The organism is Streptomyces sp. CAI-85, from assembly GCF_013363615.1.
GTDB classification, from domain to species: domain Bacteria; phylum Actinomycetota; class Actinomycetes; order Streptomycetales; family Streptomycetaceae; genus Streptomyces; species Streptomyces antibioticus_B.
Genome location: NZ_JAANNX010000005.1, coordinates 23988 through 43755, shown reverse-complemented (window position 1 = coordinate 43755; position 19768 = coordinate 23988). Strand labels below are relative to the sequence as shown.

Annotated in this window: 16 protein-coding genes; 6 read left to right on the top strand and 10 right to left on the bottom strand. The window is 73.3% G+C overall.

Annotation, left to right across the window (positions count from 1 at the left end; all coding sequences use genetic code 11):
• Positions 1–57 precede the first annotated feature (57 nt).
• The 5 genes from G6W55_RS09075 (at position 58) to G6W55_RS09055 (ending at position 5114) form a co-directional block, all read left to right on the top strand.
• Positions 58–1788 (top strand): multicopper oxidase family protein, encoded by a 1731-nt coding sequence (locus G6W55_RS09075; RefSeq protein WP_175520289.1) that lies wholly within the window; start codon positions 58–60, stop codon positions 1786–1788.
• A 105-nt stretch (positions 1789–1893) separates the two neighbouring features.
• Positions 1894–2250 carry a hypothetical protein gene (locus G6W55_RS09070; protein WP_175520288.1) on the top strand — a complete coding sequence of 119 codons (357 nt, stop codon included), beginning with the start codon at positions 1894–1896 and terminating at the stop codon, positions 2248–2250.
• Between the two features lie 75 nt (positions 2251–2325).
• On the top strand, positions 2326–3990 hold the full coding sequence (gene ettA, locus G6W55_RS09065) for an energy-dependent translational throttle protein EttA (protein WP_030779666.1): 1665 nt from the start codon (positions 2326–2328) through the stop codon (positions 3988–3990).
• Positions 3991–3996: 6 nt separating this feature from the next.
• Positions 3997–4407, top strand: coding sequence for a thioesterase family protein (locus tag G6W55_RS09060; RefSeq protein WP_175520287.1), 411 nt, complete (start codon positions 3997–3999; stop codon positions 4405–4407).
• Complete coding sequence (locus G6W55_RS09055; protein WP_175520286.1) at positions 4404–5114, top strand: hypothetical protein; 711 nt, start codon at positions 4404–4406, stop codon at positions 5112–5114. Before G6W55_RS09060 ends, G6W55_RS09055 begins: the two co-directional genes overlap by 4 nt.
• A 21-nt stretch (positions 5115–5135) precedes the next feature.
• Here G6W55_RS09055 and G6W55_RS09050 read toward each other — a convergent pair whose 3' ends face one another.
• The gene (locus G6W55_RS09050) at positions 5136–5540 is read right to left on the bottom strand and encodes a globin (protein WP_030779656.1); all 405 of its coding nucleotides are present in this window, start codon (positions 5538–5540) and stop codon (positions 5136–5138) included.
• A 92-nt stretch (positions 5541–5632) separates the two neighbouring features.
• Between G6W55_RS09050 and G6W55_RS09045 the strand changes: the two genes are divergently transcribed.
• Positions 5633–6649 (top strand): methyltransferase domain-containing protein, encoded by a 1017-nt coding sequence (locus G6W55_RS09045; RefSeq protein WP_175520285.1) that lies wholly within the window; start codon positions 5633–5635, stop codon positions 6647–6649.
• 12 nt (positions 6650–6661) lie between these two features.
• On the opposite strand, the gene G6W55_RS09040 is transcribed toward G6W55_RS09045, so the two are convergent.
• The 9 genes from G6W55_RS09040 to G6W55_RS09000 form a co-directional block, all read right to left on the bottom strand.
• Positions 6662–8077 carry an FHA domain-containing protein gene (locus G6W55_RS09040; RefSeq protein ID WP_175520284.1) on the bottom strand — a complete coding sequence of 472 codons (1416 nt, stop codon included), beginning with the start codon at positions 8075–8077 and terminating at the stop codon, positions 6662–6664.
• Positions 8078–8132: 55 nt separating this feature from the next.
• Entirely contained in the window at positions 8133–9482 is a 1350-nt protein-coding gene (locus G6W55_RS09035; RefSeq protein WP_175520283.1) for a VWA domain-containing protein, read from the bottom strand.
• A 124-nt stretch (positions 9483–9606) separates the two neighbouring features.
• Entirely contained in the window at positions 9607–10953 is a 1347-nt protein-coding gene (locus G6W55_RS09030; protein WP_175520282.1) for a PP2C family serine/threonine-protein phosphatase, read from the bottom strand.
• The gene (locus G6W55_RS09025; RefSeq protein ID WP_175520281.1) at positions 10954–13461 is read right to left on the bottom strand and encodes a serine/threonine-protein kinase; all 2508 of its coding nucleotides are present in this window, start codon (positions 13459–13461) and stop codon (positions 10954–10956) included.
• Positions 13462–13463: 2 nt separating this feature from the next.
• Positions 13464–14795, bottom strand: coding sequence for a hypothetical protein (locus G6W55_RS09020; protein ID WP_175520280.1), 1332 nt, complete (start codon positions 14793–14795; stop codon positions 13464–13466).
• Positions 14796–14909: 114 nt separating this feature from the next.
• Positions 14910–15944: a glutamate ABC transporter substrate-binding protein gene (locus G6W55_RS09015; protein ID WP_175520279.1), complete on the bottom strand. Its 1035-nt coding sequence runs from the start codon at positions 15942–15944 to the stop codon at positions 14910–14912.
• Between the two features lie 14 nt (positions 15945–15958).
• On the bottom strand, positions 15959–17341 hold the full coding sequence (locus tag G6W55_RS09010) for a hypothetical protein (protein ID WP_175520278.1): 1383 nt from the start codon (positions 17339–17341) through the stop codon (positions 15959–15961).
• A gap of 193 nt (positions 17342–17534) precedes the next feature.
• On the bottom strand, positions 17535–18509 hold the full coding sequence (locus tag G6W55_RS09005; protein ID WP_175520277.1) for a BadF/BadG/BcrA/BcrD ATPase family protein: 975 nt from the start codon (positions 18507–18509) through the stop codon (positions 17535–17537).
• Positions 18500–19768, bottom strand: coding sequence for a 6-phospho-beta-glucosidase (locus tag G6W55_RS09000; protein ID WP_175520276.1), 1269 nt, complete (start codon positions 19766–19768; stop codon positions 18500–18502). The genes G6W55_RS09005 and G6W55_RS09000 overlap by 10 nt, the downstream gene beginning before the upstream one ends.

Here is a 19768-nt window from a genome sequence, read left to right as displayed (position 1 = left end):
GTGACGCGCCGCCCTGGATGCCCAGAATATGACGATATGACATGTCTCATTTAAGGCATGCACACACATACGCGGCGCACCGTGCTCGGTGCCTCGATCGCGGCCGCCGGCGCGGGAGCCCTGGCCGCCTGCACCGGCTCGCCCTCAGGGTCCGGCACCCCCTCGGCGTCGGGTTCGCCCGCCGGGACCGCCACGCGGACGGTCACCGGCTCGCAGCCCCGGCCCGGCCCCCCGGCCGCGGCCGGTCCGGCCGACGGCGGCAGCGGCCACGGAACCGGCCATGACACGGGCCGGGGCACCGGCTCCGGTGACGGCTTCTCCGGCGGACGCGCACCCAAGGGGCTCACCGGGTACGTGACCCCGTCCGGGCCCGAGGTCGAGGCCGCCGAGCGGGAACGCGGTAACGGCCCGGTGCGCAAGTTCAGCCTGACCGCCACCGAGGCCCTGCTCGACCTGGGCGGGCCGACGGTCAGGACCTGGGCGTACGACGGCATGCTGCCGGGCCACGAGATGCGCGTCACGAAGGGAGACACCTTCCAGCTCACGCTCGCCAACCATCTGCCGCAGGCGACGACCCTGCACTCGCACGGCATCCGGCTGCGCTGCGACATGGACGGCGTGCCCGGCCTCACCCAGTCCTCCATCCGGCCCGGCGCGGACTTCACCTACCGCTTCGCGGTCTCGCACCCGGGCACCTACTGGGTGCACTCCCACTCCGGCATGCAACTCGACCGCGGCCTGTACGCCCCGCTGATCGTCGAGGACCCGAAGGAGCCGCTCACCTACGACAAGGAGTGGGTCGTCGTCCTGGACGACTGGGTCGACGGCGTGGACGGCTCCACCCCCGACGCCGTGTTCGCGGAGCTGAGCCACGGCCGCGGCATGGCGGACATGGGGGAGGGGACCCACGGCTCGGGACACGGCGCGGCCGGCGGGACAGCGGGCGGGGGTCCCTCGCGGATGCGGCACGGGGCCCGCAGCAGTCTCCTCCGCAGCCCCGGCGGCCATGTCGCCTACCCGTACTACCTCGTCAACGGCCGGGTCCCGGAGGCCCCCTCGGTCCTGCGGGCCCGCCCCGGGGACCGGATCCGGCTGCGGATCATCAACGCCGCCGCCGAGACCGCGTTCCGGGTGGCGCTCGGCGACCACCAGATGACGGTGACCCACACCGACGGCTACCCCGTGCGGCACACTCGCACGGACGCCCTGCTGCTGGGCATGGCCGAACGCTACGACGTACTGGTCACCGCCAAGGACGGCGTGTTCCCGCTGGTCGCGCTCGCCGAGGGCAAGAACGCCAAGGCCCTGGCGGTCCTGCGCACCGGCGGCGGACAGCGGCCCGGACCCGGGGCGCACCCGGCGGAGCTGGACGGCCGGGTCGTCCCGGCATCCCGGCTCGTGCCGGACGACTCCGTCGCGTTCTGCGGCCGCGCCCCGGACCGTGAGCTGCGCTTCCGGCTGACCGGGGACATGAAGCGGTTCAACTGGAGCTTCGACCGCCAGCCGTACTCCCTGGAGCGCTGCCACCCGATCCGGCAGGGCGAACGGGTCCGCGTCACCCTCGTCAACGGCACCGACATGTGGCACCCCATGCATCTGCACGGCCACACCTTCGCCCTCGCCGGGATCGGCGCGGCCGGGGCCCGCAAGGACACCGCGATCGTCCTCCCGCACCGCAAGCTGGTCTTCGACTTCGACGCCGACAACCCCGGGCTGTGGATGCTGCACTGCCACAACCAGTACCACTCCGAGTCCGGGATGATGACGCTCCTGGGCTACCGCGCCTGAGAGCGGCGACCGCACCACGGGTGAGGCGGCGACGGCCGGCCTCACCCGCCCCGCGGGGTCCATGAGAAAGTGGCGCCGGTCAGCCAGGGACGCGGGGAGGGGCACATGGGCTTCGAGGAGCGCTGGCAGCGCCGACAGCAGGAGATCGCGGCGGACACCGACACCCGCGAGGCGGACCGGGTCCGCCGCCACAACGACCAGGTCGAGAAGATCCACCAGCAGCACGTGCAGGCGGCCCGGCAGGCGTTCGAACGCGGCGACGGCTGGTTCGAGGCGGAGATCCCGCAGCACGCGGTGGGCCGCCTCGACGTCCACGCCGTACTCCGCACCAAGCACGACCACCCCGACGTACCACGCCCCGCCCGGGGGGACCTCCTCGGCATATACCTGTTCCAACGCCACCCCGACACCAGCCGTCCCACTCAAAGCCCCAGCTCACAGAGGTCCGGTCAAACGGGTTAACACCCAGGGGTGGACCTCAGGCAAGATGGGGTGTATCTGCCCACTGCCTGATTTCAAGCTGCCGGACGGTTTCTCTTGGCTGAGTACATCTACACCATGCGCAAGACGCGCAAGGCACACGGCGACAAGGTCATCCTTGACGACGTCACCCTGAGCTTCCTGCCCGGCGCGAAGATCGGTGTGGTCGGGCCGAACGGTGCCGGTAAGTCCACCGTTCTGAAGATCATGGCGGGGCTGGAGCAGCCCTCGAACGGCGACGCGTTCCTGTCGCCCGGGTACAGCGTCGGCATGCTGCTCCAGGAGCCGCCGCTCGACGAGTCCAAGACCGTCCTGGAGAACGTGCAGGACGGCGCCGCCGAGGTCATGGGCAAGCTCAAGCGCTTCAACGAGGTCGCCGAGCTGATGGCGACCGACTACTCCGACGCGCTGCTCGACGAGATGGGCAAGCTCCAGGAGGACCTGGACCACGCCAACGCCTGGGACCTGGACACCCAGCTCGAGCAGGCCATGGACGCCCTGGGCTGCCCGCCCGGCGACTGGCCCGTCACCAACCTCTCCGGTGGTGAGCGCCGCCGCGTCGCGCTCTGCAAGCTGCTGCTGGAGGCCCCCGACCTGCTGCTCCTCGACGAGCCCACCAACCACCTGGACGCCGAGTCCGTGCAGTGGCTGGAGCAGCACCTCGCCAAGTACCCCGGCACCGTCGTCGCCGTCACCCACGACCGGTACTTCCTGGACAACGTGGCCGAGTGGATCCTGGAGCTGGACCGCGGCCGCGCCCACCCCTACGAGGGCAACTACTCCACCTACCTCGACACCAAGGCCACCCGCCTCAAGGTCGAGGGCCAGAAGGACGCCAAGCGCGCCAAGCGGCTCAAGGAAGAGCTGGAGTGGGTGCGGTCCAACGCCAAGGGCCGCCAGGCCAAGTCCAAGGCCCGCCTCGCCCGCTACGAGGAGATGGCCGCCGAGGCCGACAAGATGCGGAAGCTGGACTTCGAGGAGATCCAGATCCCGCCGGGCCCGCGCCTGGGCTCCATCGTCGTCGAGGTCAGCAACCTCTCCAAGGCGTTCGGCGACAAGGTCCTCATCGACGACCTCAGCTTCACCCTGCCCCGGAACGGCATCGTGGGCGTGATCGGCCCCAACGGCGCCGGCAAGACCACCCTCTTCAAGATGATCCAGGGTCTGGAGACCCCGGACTCCGGCGCGATCAAGGTCGGCGAGACCGTCAAGATCTCGTACGTCGACCAGAGCCGCGAGAACATCGACCCGAAGAAGACGCTGTGGGCCGTCGTCTCCGACGAACTGGACTACATCAACGTCGGCCAGGTCGAGATGCCCTCCCGGGCGTACGTCTCCGCCTTCGGCTTCAAGGGTCCCGACCAGCAGAAGCCGGCCGGTGTGCTCTCCGGCGGTGAGCGCAACCGCCTCAACCTCGCGCTCACCCTCAAGCAGGGCGGCAACCTGCTCCTCCTCGACGAGCCGACCAACGACCTCGACGTCGAGACCCTCAGCAGCCTGGAGAACGCGCTCCTGGAGTTCCCGGGCTGCGCCGTGGTCGTCTCCCACGACCGCTGGTTCCTCGACCGGGTGGCGACGCACATCCTCGCCTACGAGGGCGACTCCAAGTGGTTCTGGTTCGAGGGCAACTTCGAGTCCTACGAGAAGAACAAGATCGAGCGCCTGGGCCCGGACGCCGCGCGTCCGCACCGCGCCACCTACAAGAAGCTGACCCGGGGCTGATCGATCTTGCGGCACATCTACCGCTGCCCGCTGCGCTGGGCGGACATGGACGCGTACGGCCACGTCAACAACGTGGTGTTCCTCCGCTACCTGGAGGAAGCCCGTATCGACTTCCTGTTCCGCCCGGAGAAGGACTTCAAGCAGGGGTCCGTGGTGGCGCGCCACGAGATCGACTACAAGCGCCAGCTCGTCCACCGGCACCACCCGGTGGACATCGAGCTGTGGGTCACGCAGATAAGGGCCGCGTCCTTCACCATCTGCTACGAGGTGAAGGACGGGGACACCGTCTACGTCCGGGCCTCCACCGTCATCGTGCCGTTCGACTTCGCGACGCAGCGGCCGCGCCGGATCACCGCCGAGGAACGCGAGTTCCTGGAGGAGTACCAGGACGACGCGGAGGAGGCCGTCGCCGCATGACGGTGCTCCACCTCGCCGACGAGGGGGAGGCGGCGGATCTCGCGGCCTTCCTCTCCCGGCTGCTCCACTACGACCGTGGAGCCGCGGTCCGGCTACAGGCGGCCGGCACCGCACTGGCCGTCTTCGGCCGGCCGCCGTCCTTCGAGGTGCTGGCGATCCGCGCGGTGCGGCTCGCCAAGCCCTACGAGGACGGCCTCACCGTCACCCTCGACGTGACCGTGTCCGCGGGCGAACTGCTGGAGGCGGTCGACGAGTCGGCGGCCACCGCCGCCGTCCCGGCCGCCGTCACCGGACCGCCGTGGGCCGGGGTGCTGCCGCCCCGCGGCGGCTGGCGGCCCGAGCGGGGACTGCCCGCACCGGACGCGCTACGGGCCACCGTCGGCGCGGCGGTCGGTGAATTCCGGCGCCGCACCGAGGAGTTGGCGCCCCAGAGCCGTACCCGCGCCGCACTCGACCGCACCGGGCGGGAGATCTGGTCCCGGACCGTCGGCGACACCGCGCTGCCCGTACGGGCCGTGCACGCGGCCCAGTCCCTGGGCTTCCTGCGGGCGGCGACAGACCCCGAGAACCCCGGGAACACCGAGAGCGCCGACGACCTGGCCCTGCTCTCCTCGGGCGCCTGGCTGCGGCTGCGCACGCCGTACGGGTCGATCGCCGTACGGCGCGCGGGCGCGGGCCTCGGGATCCCGCCCCTCAGCGTCCGCTGACCCGGCGGCGGCCCGGCTGCCTCACTCCGGGGTGTTCACCATCGACGCCGCCGCGTACGTCAGGTAGTTCCACAGCGTCGTCTCGTGCTCCTCGGACAGGCCCAGCTCGTCGACCGCGTCCCGCATGTGCTTCAACCAGGCGTCGTGCGCGGCCCGGTCGACCACGAACGGGGCGTGGCGCATCCGCAGCCGGGGATGGCCGCGGTTCTCGCTGTACGTCGTGGGACCACCCCAGTACTGCATGAGGAACAGCGCGAGCCGCTCCTCCGCCGGGCCCAGGTCCTCCTCCGGGTACATCGGCTTGAGGATCGGGTCCTCGGCGACCCCCTGGTAGAAACGGTGCACCAGCCGGCGGAAGGTCTCCTCCCCGCCGACCTGCTCGTAGAAGGTCTGCTCCTGAAGCGTGCCGCGCCGAATCTCTTTCACCCTCCCATGGTCTCAGACGCGCGAGGGCCCGAGGCAGGCCAGGGCGGCGCGGGGTGCTCGCTTCCCGGGCGCCGGCGCCGCACAGTGGAGGCATGGGTGCCCACGATCCCGGCCGGGACGACGACAAGGGCCTCACCGGCCCCGCAGACCTCGCACCGCTCGCCGCAGCGGAGCGGGCCGCGCTGGTGCGTGTGATCGAGGCGAGCGGCGCCTTCACGCCCGACCCGCGCTGGCGGGACGCGTTCACGGCCGTACCGCGCCATCTCTTCGTGCCGTACTACTACGTCAGCGGGGTCGGCGGCTACGAGCGGCGCTGGGGCGAGAGCCGCGATCCGCGCACCCGGGAGCGCTGGCTGCGCGGCGCCTACGAGGACACCCCGCTGGCCACCCGGCTGCGCGACGGCGAACTGCTCTCCTCCAGCAGCCAGCCCTCGCTGATGGCGCTGATGCTGGCCGCGCTGCGCGTCGAGGACGGCGACCGGGTCCTGGAGATCGGCGCCGGCACCGGCTACAACGCGGCGCTGCTGTCGTACCGGCTCGGCGACGCGTACGTCACCACCGTCGACCTCGATCCGGAGATCACGGAGTCGGCGCGCGCGCATCTGGCCGCCGCCGGCTACCACCCGACGGTCGTCACCGGCGACGGGGCGCGCGGGGTGCCGGAGCGGGCGCCGTTCGACCGGATCATCGCGACCTGCACCCTCGCGTCGATCCCGCGCGCGTGGATCGGGCAGTGCCGTCCCGGGGCGCTGATCCTGGCGCCGATGGCCACCGGACTGGTCGTGCTGACCGTCCGGGACGCCGGGCACGCCGAGGGCCGCTTCCTGCACACGCCCGCCTTCTTCGTGCCGCTGCGCGGGGAGGGCCGGCCCGACGCCGAGCCGGCCGTCTGCGGCGGGGTGCCGCGCCGGGCTCGGGACAGCGACCTGTTCCGCTTCCTGCTGGCCCTCACCCGGGGCACCCTCGACCCGCAGGAGGCGTACGCCCTGTGGGAGCGCGAGGGCATGCCGGGCCGCGAGCGCTACGGCATCACGGTCGACGACGGTGCCGCGTGGGCGTGGCTGGACGAGCCGGAGGGGCCGTACGCCTGGCCCCTGCCGGCCCCCTGATCCGGGTTTCCCCTACCCGCGGCGGACGGTGATCGTCGTCCAGGCGCCCACGTGCACCCGGTCGCCGTCCTGGAGCGGTACCGGGACGAACGGCTGGATCGGCTCCTCGCCGCCGTTGACCGTCGTGCCGTTCGTCGAGTTCTGGTCGACGACCGCCCAGGTGCCGTCGGGCTGCTGGACCAGCACGGCGTGCTGGTGCGAGACGCCCGGGTCCTCCGGCGGCACCGACAGGTCGATGTCGGGGGTCTCGCCGGTGGAGTGGCGGCGGCGGCCGATGGTGACCTGGTTGCCGGTGAGCGTGCGCTGCTGCTCGGGGGAGTAGGCGGGCAGGTTGAGCCCCGCGGCCTCCGGGCCCGAGCGGTGCATCATCGCCATGAAGTACGCGCGGTCGGGGCCGATCGTCGCCGTCCAGGTCGTCGGCTGCTGCTGCGGATAGCCGTAGCCGCCGCCCGCGCCCGGTCCCTGGCCCTGCTGCCCGTGTCCCTGGCCGCCCTGTCCTTGGCCCTGGTGGTGGGACGGCGGGGAGATCACCCAGTCGTCGTCACCACCGCCGAACGCCGGACCGCCGGTCGGACCGCCGGGCTGCGCGGGACGGCCGCCGCCGGTCTCGTGCGGGTAGCCGGGCGGGGCGGTGGGACCGGCGGGCTGATAGCCCTGCGGACCACCGGGACCGCCAGGGCCGCCGGGACGGCCGCCCGGCGGCGGGCCCTGCCGCGAGGGGTCCCCACCGAACGCACCGGGGGCGCCCGGGCCACCCGGACCGCCCGGACCCGTGGGCTCCCGGCGGTAGGGGTCGGACGGCGGGCCCGGCTGCTGCTGGCCGAAGCCGCCGCCCGGGGCGGACGGGTCGTGCCCGAACGCGTTGGGGCCGGGCGGCCGCCCGCCGGGACCGGGGTGACCCGAGGGCTCACGGCCGTACGACGGTCCCTGCGGGCCCGGCGGGATCGGCTCCGCGGGCCGGTTCACCTGGGACGGGCGCGAACTCTGGTAGTCGAAGGAGTCACCGCCGCCGAAGGACGGGGGCGGCGGCTGGAACCGCGGATCGGGGCCCGGCCCCGGACCCTGCCCGTGTCCCTGGCCCTGTCCCTGGCCCGCGCCGGGCCCGGAGGCCGGCGGGCGCGGGGCGGCCGGGGTGTACGAGGTCGCCGTGTTGGTGAGGAAGTTCCACCGGCACTCCTCGCAGAAGGGCGCGCCGCCCTCGCGGGGCGTACGGCACTGCGGGCACAGCTCGGGCTCGCGCTCCGGCACGGAGGACAGATGCCGTCCGCCGCCGGGCTGGGTGCTCTGCGGGGGCGGGGGCGGGAAGCCGTACCCGGCGGTGGGAGGCGGCGGGGGCGGGGGCGGAGGTACGGCACCGGCCATGCGGTGACCGCACACCTCGCACCAGTCGTCGGAACCCGACTGGTGTCCGTTCGGGCAGGTCGGCATGTCGGCGCGTCCCCCTCTCCTTCGTTTCCCTCGATGGCCCGCGCGGGCGCTCAGGTCACTTCTTTACACGAACAGTCTTTGTGGACCGGGTCTCGAGCGTCATCTCGTCGGCGTCCGCGACCTTGGCCTTCAGTCGCACAGTACCTGTCGGGGCATCGACCACGTCCACCACCTTCGCAAGCAGTTTCGCAGTATCCGCGTTCCCCGAGACGCTGGCGAGCTGAACGGCCCGGCCCAGTTTGGCCGTTGCTCCATCGAGATCGCCCGCTTTGCGGAGGTCCAGTCCCTGTTGGATGACCTGTGCCAGTTCGGCCTGTCCCGTGTAGTGCGCGACCTGCGGATTGATCGAGGTCGAGGCGGCCATGTCGTCGGTCCACACGGCCTTGACCAGGCCGGGTGCGCCCAGCGCCTGCGCGGTGCCGTCACCGGGGTGCGGCACGACCAGGGAGACCCGGGCGGCGAGCATCTCCCGGCCCAGGCCGGCGGCCGGGACCTCGACGCACACGTGGTAGTCGCGGGACTCGTCGCCCCAGGAACCGGTGGGGTAGTCGCCCGCGCGCGGGCCCGCCTCCGTACGGCGCCCGGTCAGCTCCTCGACCGTCGGGGCGACCTGCTTGACGAACTTCACGGTGGTGCCGACCGGGGTCCACAGCCGCAGCGCGACGTCCGCGACCTCCTTGCCCATCGCCGTCTCCATCATGCGCGTGAAGTCGGCGGCGAGACCGGACGGATCGGCGACTATGTCGGCGGTCCCGAGCAACGCCGAGGCGATGCCTGTGACTTCTTTCACTTCCCAGTCGGTGCCCACACCGCGGGCATCACAGGTGAACCGGCCCGCCCCGGCGTCGAGCGCGGCCTTGAGGTCCTGCGGCGACTCGTGTTCGTTGCGGCCGTCGGTGAGCAGGATGCCGTGCCGGATGGCGACGTCGGCCGACGACAGCAGCCGTTCGGCCAGCCGCAGCCAGGTGCCGATGGCGGTGCCGCCGCCCGCGTTCAGCCGTCGCAGGGCCTGCTTGGCCTGTTCGCGGGTGGTGGCGTCGGCGACCGCGAGCCGGCCGCCGCCCGGGTAGACCTCCTTGGCCACATGGGTGCCGCCGATCACCGCGAAACGCACGCCGTCGCGCAGGGTGTCGATCGCGGCGGCCGTGGCGTCGCGCGCGTTGCGCATCTTCGTCGGCGGGTAGTCCATCGAGCCGGAACAGTCCACCATGATCGCCACGGCGGCGGACGGGCTCTCGCCCGGCGCGTACAGATGGGGCGCGCCGACCGCCCCGCCCACGGTGCCGCCGCCGGTGGCGGTGACCGTCACGATCGCGTTGACCTCGCGGCCGCCCTCCGGCAGGTACTCGTTCTGGTACACGTCCACCGAGAACTGCGGCACGTTCGACTTCGAGAAAATGGCCATACGGACTCGATTCCCCCTTGTGCGCCTCGCTCCCGGGCGAGGCGAAGACTGTGGACGGACCGGTCCCCTCCGGTCCGCCGAGGCGTCCTCGTGCGCTGTGGTGCGGTACGGCTTTTGTGCCGCCTCAGGCGGATCCTGCCCCCTGCGGCGGTGCGGGGAACGGCACGACGGCCACTGTTACGTTGTCGTGGCCCCCGCCGTCCAGGGCGTGCCCGACGAGCACCCGGGCGCAGTGCAGCGGCCGTACGGCGGCGTCGAGGGGGACGACCTCGGCCATCTCCTCGGCCGCCTCCGCGTAGTTCCACAGACCGTCGGTGCACACCACGACCACTCCGGGCCGGTCCGGCTTGAAGGAGGCGGTGTGCGGCTCCAGTTCGTAGGCGTCCGCGCCGAGCCAGCCGGTGATCGCGTGCGCGCGCTCGTCCGCGTACGCCTCGGCCTCGTTCATCAGGCCCGCGGCGACCATCTGGGCGGCCCAGGAGTCGTCCTCGGTGAGCCGCGCGGCGGGTGAACTCCGGTCCGCCGGGACCCAGTAGGCGCGGCTGTCGCCGACCCAGCCGACGACCAGGAGCCCGGCGGTGACGACCGCGCCGACCAGGGTGCAGGCCGGGGCGTTCTGGTGCGGGGCGTGCTCGCGGGCGGTGGCGGGCTCGCCGGCGAGCGCGTTGACGGCGTGCGAGGCGGCGACGATCGCCTCGTGCATGGCCGCCTGCGGATGCGTGCCCTGCGGCAGGGCCGCGAGCAGCGACTCGCTCGCCGCCCTGGACGCGGCCAGGGAGGCGTCGTCGGGGCGGGTCGCCGAGGAGACGCCGTCGCAGACGATCGCGACGAGCGCGGGCGAGCCGTCGGGCAGGACGGCGGTGCCGAGGCCGAACGCGTCCTCGTTGCGGTGGTGGCGCAGGCCGCGGTCGCTGACGGCGGCCAGCGGGCCCGGCTCGGCCTCCATGTGGTCGCGTTCGCGGGGCTGGGCGTGCCCGCAGTTCTCGCAGTACCCGTCGTCGTCCACCCGGCCCGCGCGGCAGGCCACGCACACCTTGGCGGGCTCGGGGGCCGGGGCGGAATCGGCGGCCACCCGGGGGTCGGGCGCCTGCAACGCATACTCCTCGGGCTCCGCGGGCCGGTCGAAACGCACACCGGGGGCGGGCGCGGGCGCGGGCGCGGGTACGGCGGGGGCGGCAGGCGCGGCGGGGGGTGCTTGCACGGGTGCCGGCGGTGCCTGGGCCGGTGCGGGCGGTGCCTGGGCGGGTGCCTGGGCGGCCGTGGACCAGCCCGCCGTCTCCGGCGGGACCGGTGGCGTCGCGCCGTTCGGCATCGCGCCGTTCATGGTGAGGGTCGGGTGGTCCTCCGGGTGGGGCGGCACGACCGACAGGTCGTATCCGCACGCTCCGCAGAAACGGTCACCCGCATCGAGCGGCTCCGCGCAGCTCGGACACGTCGGCAGTGCTGCCTGCCGTGGCATCTGCGACATCAACTACACCCACGTCCGGGGGCGGTAACGATTGGCACGTTCCACCAGGTCGATCCTCTCCTCACCGCCGCTCGCCAGCCGGGCGAGCGTGCGGTACGAGCGCTCCAGGCCGAAGCGGAGCCCCCGCTCGTCCAGTTCGCTGCCGAGCAGCGTCCGGCGGCCCTGTGGGCCCGCGCCCTGGCCACCGGAGAGTATCCAGTCGAGGGCGCATCCGAGGACCTCCGCGGACAACTGCTCCCGGCGCGTCGGATCGAGTCCGTACGCCTCCAGCGCCTCGACCTGGGCCGCGCCCGCGGTGAGGTCCTCCAGGAACGGTGTGTCGGAGGCGGCCGCCGTCCGCTGCCGCAGCCGCGCGCGGACGGCCGCGACCCGGGCGGCGGTGTAGTGGATGGAGGACTCCGGCACCGACTCCAGGGTCCGCACCGCGCCCCGCCGGTCCCCGGCGGCCAGTTGCACCCGCGCCAGCCCGAACGCGGCGCTCACATAGCTCGGGTCGGTCGCCCAGACGAGGCCGTAGTACTCGGCGGCGTTGTCCAACTGGCCCAGCACCTCGGCGCACAGGCCGAGCGCCAGCTTGGGCGCGGGCTCGCCCGGGAAGGCGTCGTAGATCGCGTCGAAGGCGAGCGCGGCTCCCTCCTGGTCGCCGGTGGCCAGCGAGGCCACGCCCCGGTACCAGACGACCCGCCAGTCGTCGGGGCGATCGTCCTCCAGGGTGGCCAGCAGGGTCTGCGCGGCCCGGTGGTCGCCGTTCTCCAGCCAGGCGCGGACCTGCCGCAGCCGGGTCTCCACGGACGGCGCGGGCGCGGCCGCGAGCGCCGTGATCAGCTCGGCCGGCGCGGAGGCCATCAGGCCCGCCAGGAAACCGGCGTTGGGATCGGACGGATCGACGTGCGGGACGGGCAGCGCGAGCCCGGCGGCCGGCGCGGGAACGGCCCGCACCAGGCCCGCGAGGACGGTTGACGGCGGCGCGACCGAAGTCGCCCCAGGCGTGGGCCCGTTCGCGCGGCGGGGTGCCGGGATGCGGGCCCCGAGCCGGGACACCTCGCCGTCCAGCCGCGGGAACAGCTCCGTGTCGGTGACCTTCACCTCGGGTCCGAACAGCGTGGACAGCGCGGGCCTGGCCTGTCCGGTCTGGAGCGAGACGACCTCCCGCAGCACGCCCGTGAGCTGCTCCGCCATCTCCTGCGCGGAGGCGAACCTGCGGGCCGGGTCGGGGTCGGTGGCGCGCACCAGCAGCCGGTAGAACGACTCGTAGCGGCGGAAGACCTCGATGGTGTCCGGGTCGGGCAGCGAGTCCGCGTAGGCGGTCGTGTAGCCCTGGAAGTCGAAGGTCAGGACGGCGAGCGTGCGGCCGACGGTGTACAGGTCGCTGGCCACCGACGGGCCGACCTCGGCGACCTCGGGGGCCTGGTAGCCGACCGTGCCGTAGATGGCCGACTCCTCGTCGTCCGTCCGGCGCACCGCGCCCATGTCGATCAGCTTGAGCTGGTCCTCGGTCTGGATGGCGTTGTCGACCTTGAAGTCGCAGTACAGCAGGTTGCGGCTGTGCAGATGGCCGAGCGCCTCCAGCGCCTCGATGCCGTACGCGCACGCCTGCTCCACGGGCAGCGGGTCCCGCTTGCCCTCCGGGGTGCGGCGGGCGTTGGCGATCTCCTTGAGGGACTTGCCGCCGACGTACTCCATGACGATGTAGCCGTCGAGCGAGCCGGTCCGCTGGTCGAGGTGCTCGACGAAGTTGTAGATCCGCACGATGTTGGCGTGCTCGATCTCGGCGAGGAAGCGCCGCTCGGAGATCGCGGCGGCCATCGCGTCCTGGTCGCCGGTGTCGAGCAGGCCCTTGAGGACCACCCAGCGGTCGGCGACCGCCCGGTCCACCGCCAGATAGATCCAGCCCAGGCCGCCGTGCGCCAGACAGCCGGCGACCTCGTACTGGCCGTGCACGACGTCCCCGGCCTTCAGCTTGGGGACGAAGGAGTAGGGGTGGCCGCACTTGGTGCAGAAGCCCTCGGTGCGCCCTTCCCGTTCGCCCCGCGCGCGGCCCACCGGGGCGCCGCAGTCGGAGCGCGAGCAGAACCGCTTGCGCTCGGGCACCTCCGGGTTGTCCAGGACCATCGCGCGCGGGTCGGGCCGCGGCACCTGCGGCACGGCGACCAGGCCGACGCCGAGCCGGGCCCGCCCGGAGGAGCCGGCCGTGGAACCTGAGCTGCGCACCGACACCGACCGGCCGGACGTCTTCCCCGACAGGGAGCGCGAGAGGCGGCCGGACACCGAGCGGCGCGACTTCGAGGACTGCGACGACGTACGGGAGCTGCGGGCCGAGCGGGAACTGCCGCTTCCCGGGGCGTCCTTGCCGGTGCCGCCGGTACCCTCGGCGCCGGCCGGTCCTGCGGGTCCGGGCGCGGCGACGACCGGTGCCAGGCCGCAGGTGTCGCAGTAGAGTTCGCCGCCGCCGACGTCCTCGTACGCTCCCTCGCAGCCCGGTCGCTGGCACGACTGCTCCGCCTGGCTCATGGCTACCGCTCCCCCCTGTGGTCCTGAGGTCCGCCCTGGTCCGCCGCGCCCTGGTCCGCGCGCGGCGCGGACAGGAGTTCGGCGGCCGCCCGCTGGTAGCGCTGCACGGCCTGTTCCGCGACGCGCAGATCGCAGGGCGCGCTCCACAGCATCCGCCGCGCCGCGTCGTAGCGCTCGATGAGGAACGGGTCCTCGGCGAGGCCGAGCCGGGCGACCTTCGCCTTGTACGCGTCGAGCCGGCCGCGCAGCTCCGCGCGGACCGCGAGCGGCGCGGTGACCGCCGTCAACGACTCGCGGGCGCGCAGCAGTTCGTCCTCCGCCTTCTCCTCCAGGGACTCCAGGAGCGGGGACAGCCGGTGCCACTGGGCGTGCCTGCGGTACTCGGCGGCCGTCGCCAACTGCTCCTGGAGCACGGTCGGCGGGCCGCTGACCACCGGTACCTCGGTGGCGGCGATCTTCGCCAGCACCTCGCCGCGCGCGGTGCGCGCCTCGGCGAGCGTACGGTCGGCGCGGCTGAGGATGTCCCGCAGCTTCACCAGCCGCTGTTCGGCGTCCTGACGGACCGTCAGGACTGCGTCGATCTCCCGCCGGACGTCCTCCAGCGCGCGTGCCTCACGGTCGTACACCGTGGTGTCCGGACGGCCGCCGCCGGGCGCCGAACTGCCCTGTGTGGGCACCCAGTACGCCAGCGGGTCCGACACCACCTCCTCGCGCAGCCGCGTCAGGGTGTGGGTGATGCGCTCCAGGTCGTCGCCCGCCGGGTGCTCGCCCGGGCGGACGCCCACCGAGTGCGCCAGGCGCCGGGTGCGCTGGAGTTCCGCGGCCAGTAAATCGATCCGCGCGGGCAGCGCCGACCACACCGCGTCGGCGGCGACGACCATGTCCAGCGACGACGCGTACAGCTCGTTCATCCGGTCGACGAGCGCGGTGAGCGAGAAGCTCTGGCTGAGCCGGCCGGAGCCCTGCGGGGCGGGCACGCCGGCCAGCGCCGACCCGGCGACCGTCACCGACTCGCCGCGCAGCAGTTCCGTCAGCTCGGCCAGGTCCTCACGGCTGGACCAGCGGCGCCGCGAACGGATCTCGCGCGCCGAGCGCAGCGCGTCCGTGTACGCGTCGAAGTACGCCCACAGCAGGGTGATCGACGCCTCCGCGCCCGCCCAGCGCTCCTTGGTGACGCCGGTCAGGTCCGCGCCTTCGAGGAGCCGGCGGCCCGCGTGGTCCTGGAGGGCGAGGAGCGAGGTCTCGATCGCCTCGTGCTCCGCGCCGAGCCGCGCCAGCGCACGGTCGACCTCGTCCCGGTCCATCACCGGCCCGGGGGGTCCCGTGACGCCCATCGATCACCTCTCGTCGCTGTGTCCGGCCGTCCGCCGTGTCGGTCTGCCGGGTCCGTCTGCCGTGTGTCTGTCTGCCGGTCGCTTCCTGCCGGTCGCTTCCTGTCGGTGTTTCCGTCAGCTCGTGCGCAGATACTGCGCGGGTGTGGGCGGTTTCGACGTCGCCGCGTCGCTTCCCAGTGTGGCCGACAGCCACTTGTCGTACGACGCCTGCCAGCCGTTGGCCCGGTACTCGACCAGGACGCGGTTGACCCGGCGCACCAGATCGTCGGCGTCCTTGTTCATCGCCACCCCGTAGTACTCGGTCGTGAACGGGTCGCCCTTGAGTTCCACCGTGGGGTCCTGGGCGGCCTGGCTCGCCGCGAGCGCGCCGTCGGTGACGACCGCGTCGACCTCGCCGAGCTGGAGCCTTACCAGGCAGTCCAGTTGATTGGGCACGACGGTGTCCAGGTCGACGCTCTTCGGTATCCGGCCCGCGTCGCGGTCCTCGGTGAGCTGGGTGTTGGCGGTCGAACTGGCGGCCGTACACACCTTCTTGCCGCCGAGCGTGTCGTCGTAGCCCGCCACGGGCGAGGACTTGGGGGCGAGGAGCTGCTGTCCGGTCGTGAAGTAGGGCGCGGAGAACGCCACGTCGGCCAGCCGGCCGCAGGTGATCGTCATGGTGCGGACGACCATGTCGACCCGGCCCTCCTGGAGGGCGGGGATCCGCTGGTTGGTCGGGATGGCCTTGAACTGGACCGCGTCGGGGTCGCCGAGGATGTCCTGGGCGATCCGGTGGGCCAGGTCGATGTCGAAACCCTCCAGCTCCGCCCGGGTGTTGTTGGGGTCGCGGTAGCCCCAGCGGTAGCTGTTCTGGTCGACGCCGACGATCAGCTTGCGCTTCTCGCCCTGCCGGGCCTTGATCGCGGCGATCGCCGGACCGTCCGCGGCGGACGGGGACAGGGTCTGCTTCTCCGGGGCCTCGCACGTGTCGTCGGCCGCCTGCGCGCCCGCGGCGGCGCCCGGCCCGCCCAGGCCGTCCGCCGCGCCCTCCCCGTGCGACTGGGTGAGCGGCAGCAGCAGGACGAAGGCCAGCGCGAGGGCGCAGATCGCCGCCATCGCCCCGACGCCGCCCCAGCCCTTCAGACCGGCCCGCACCCGTCGCGCACGCATCCTCACGCCCCCTCTCACCGGTACTCCGACAGCCTGCGGCCGATGCCGAGGACCGCGCCCGCCGCGCCCAGCACGGCGAGGACGGCCGCGCCGGCCGTCAGACCGGTCATCGCGTCCAGACCGTCCCCGGCCGCCTGCCGGAACTCGGTCTGCTCATGGGCGAGCGCCTTCTCCAGATTCGACTCGACACTGTCGAAGCACTCGCCGGTCGCGCCCTTGCCGCCGATCACCAGGGCCAGCGCCTGCTCGTAGTTGCCGTTGTCGTCCTGCGCGCGGGCGGCGGTGTGGCGCTTCTTCCACTCCGCCATGTTGCTCTCGGCCGAGGTGACCGGCTGCTCGCCCGCCCGGTCGTCGGCCAGCCTCGCCGCCTGCGCGAGGCCCTTGCCGAGGGTGGCGATGTCGGAGGAGAAGTCGTGGTCGTACCGGTCGACCGTCACCTCCTTGCCGTCGGCCGTCACCTTCGTCGTCTCGGCGCCGCGCGCCACCAGGGTGAGGTTCTCGTTGCCGCGGGCCTTGAGGGAGGCGATCCGGGCGTCGTGCAGGACGTTCAGCGAGCGGACGCCGTGGTCGTAGGAGTCGTTCAGCCCCGCGCGGGCCACGCTGTGGCCGATCACCAGCCAGAGCAGGACGACGGTGGTGGCGGCCGTGGCCGCGACCAGACCGTGGTTCAGCAGGCGGTTGGTGCGCCGGTAGGTGCGGTGCTGGGCCCAGGCGAGCGCGGCCAGCGCCAGGACGCCCAGCGCGATCGCCGCCCACGGGTAGGGCGTGGCGTCCGCGTAGTCGTCCTCCAGGCGCTGGTTCTCCTTCTTGTAGAGGTCCTCCGCGGCCGGGAGCATCTCGTCCTGCATCTTCTCGTTGGCGTAGCGCAGATAGGCGCCGCCGACCGGGAAGCCCTGCCGGTTGTACGTCCGCGCGCGCTCCACCAGGCCCTTGTACTCGGGCAGCAGGGTGTTCAGTTTCGTGATCGCGGCGGCGGAGGGGGAGCCCGGGTCGGCGTTGTTGGCCGCGGTGATCAGCTTCGCGGCGGCCTCGTCGATGTCCTCCTCGTAGCGCCGCCGGGACTCCGCGGTCTCCTGGCCCCCCGCCAGGAAGCCGCTGGAGGCCGCGGTGTTGGCGTCCGCGAGGGAGCGGTAGATGTCGGCGGCGGCGGTGCTCAGCGGCTGGCTCTTGTGCAGCACGTCGTCGGCGGCCGCCTCACGGTCGGCGGTCTGCCAGGCGGAGACCGCGCCGAACGCGACCACCAGCAGGGCGAGCAGGGCGCCGATGATCCGCAGACGGCCCGGTTCGGTGGTCGCCGCGGCACGCGCCCGGTCCACGCCCTCGGCGAAGGCCGTACGGCGGGTGGGCGGTGGTGCGGTGCTCGATGCCGGCTGTGCCACGCTGTTGACCTCCCCCATGGTCATGTCCCGCCGCAAGTATCGCTGGTGGGAGTGACAATGCGAACCCCGGTCGCCAGGATCTTGATCGGATCGCGGCGACCCCCCGCCCATGAAAACGCGAAGGGCGGGTGTTCGGTTCCTTCCGGGGGCGGTCGACCGCCCGGGGCGCCGGCATCGTCGTCCCTGGTCGGCCCGGGGAGGGCGGCCTCGGTCACTCCGCGTCGAACCGTGCGCGCGTCCTGCGCTGTGCCTCCGCTCCCGCCCCCAGCCGGTCCAGGCCCAGCAGCGCCGCGCCGAGCACCGGGCGGGCCCGCACCACCCGCACCACCGCCTTGGGCGCCCGCTCCGCCAGCAGGGCCCGTATCCCGTCGTCCAGCAGAGCGTGACCGGCCGTCAGGACACCGCCGCCCAGCAGCACCGGGGTCTCCTCCGCCAGCAGATCGAGCCGGGTCAGGGCGACCAGGGACATCGTGGCCACCTCCCGCGCCAGCCGGTCCACGAGCGCCACCGCCACACCGTCGCCCGCCGCGGCCGTCGCGAAGAGCACCGGCGTCAGCTCGTGCCGACGCGCGTCCGGGATCCGGCCCAGATGCAGCGCCTCGATCAGCGCGTACATGGTGGGCAGCCCGAAGTGGCCCGGCAGCGCCCCGGCCAGCGCGGTCGCCTCCCCCCGGCCGTCCTCCGCGCGCGCGGCGTGCCACAGCGCCTCCTCGGCCAGCCCCCAGCCGCCGCCCCAGTCCCCGGACAGCCGCCCCAGGGCCGGGAAACGGGCGGTACGGCCGTCGGGGCGCATCCCCACGCAGTTGATGCCGGCGCCGCACACCACGGCCACGCCCCGGGGATCGGCGACCCCGGCCCGCAGGATCGCGAAGGTGTCGTTGCGGACCTCCACGGAGGCGCCCCACGCGCGCGCGTGCAGCGCCGCCGCGAGCCGCTCCTCCTCCACCGGCAGGTCGGCGTTGGCCAGACACGCCGACACATGCTCCACCGAGCCGACCCCGGCGGCCGTGTACGCGCGCGTGACGGCGTCCGCGAGGGCGTCCACCGCCGCCTCGACCCCGTCCGCCGGGGGCCGGAAGCCGCCGCCGCGGGCCGTGGCGAGCACCTCCCCGTCCGCCGCCACGACGGCCACGTCGGTCTTGCTGTTGCCCGCGTCGATCGCGAGGACACTCGCCGTCAGGCCCACGCGAGATGCTCCCTGTTGTGTGCGATCAGCAGGTCGGTGAGCCGGTCGGCGAGCGCGTACTGACCGACCAGCGGGTGGGACAGCAGGGCGCGGAAGACCCGGTCGCGTCCCCCGTGCAGCGCCGCCCGGAGCGCCAGGTCCTCGTACGCCGTCACCTGGGCGATCAGACCCGCGTACAGCGGGTCCACGGGGGCCGCCGTCGGCAGCGGGGCGGGACCCTTGGGGCCCACCGCCGCCTGCACCTCGATGACCGCGTCGTCGGGCAGGAAGGGCAGCGTGCCCGCGTTGCGCGTGTTCACCACCTGGTACGGGCTGCCCGCACCGGTGAGCAGCGCCGCCGCCAGGTCCACGGCCGCCTCCGAGTAGAAGGCCCCGCCGCGCTGCGCCAGCAGCTCGGGCTTCTCGGCCAGGCCGGGATCGCCGTACATCTCCAGCAGTCGCCGTTCCATCGCGGCCACCTCGGCGGCCCGTGACGGCTTGGTGCGCAGTTCCCCGACGACCTCGTCGTGGGCGTAGAAGTAGCGCAGGTAGTACGACGGGACCACGCCGAGCCGGTCCAGGACGGCGCGCGGCAGCCGCAGGTCGGCGGCGACGGCGTCGCCGTGGCCGGCCAGCAGACGCGGCAGGACGTCCTCGCCCTCGGGTCCGTCGAGCCGTACGGCGGTCTCCCAGGTCAGGTGGTTGAGGCCCACGTGGTCCAGGTGGACGGCCGACGGGGCGACGCCGAGCAGGGCGGCGAACTTCCGCTGGAAGCCGATCGCCACATTGCACAGGCCGACCGCCCGGTGGCCCTCCTGGAGGAGGGCGCGGGTGACGATGCCGACCGGGTTGGTGAAGTCGATGATCCAGGCCCGCGGGTTGGCCCTGCGGACGCGTTCGGCGATGTCCAGGACCACCGGGACGGTGCGCAACGCCTTGGCGAGACCGCCGGCGCCGGTGGTCTCCTGGCCGACGCAGCCGCACTCCAGGGGCCAGGTCTCGTCCTGCTCGCGCGCGGCCTGGCCGCCGACGCGCAACTGGAGCAGCACGGCGTCGGCGCCGTCCACCGCCGCGTCCAGGTCGGACGTCGTCACGATCCGGCCGGGGTGGCCCTGCCGGGCGAAGATGCGCCGGGCGAGACCGCCGACCAGACCGAGGCGTTCGGCCGACGGGTCCATCAGCACCAGCTCCGTGACGGGCAGGGTGTCCCGCAACCGCGCGAAGCCGTCGATCAGTTCGGGTGTGTAGGTCGATCCGCCGCCGACCACGGTGAGTTTCAC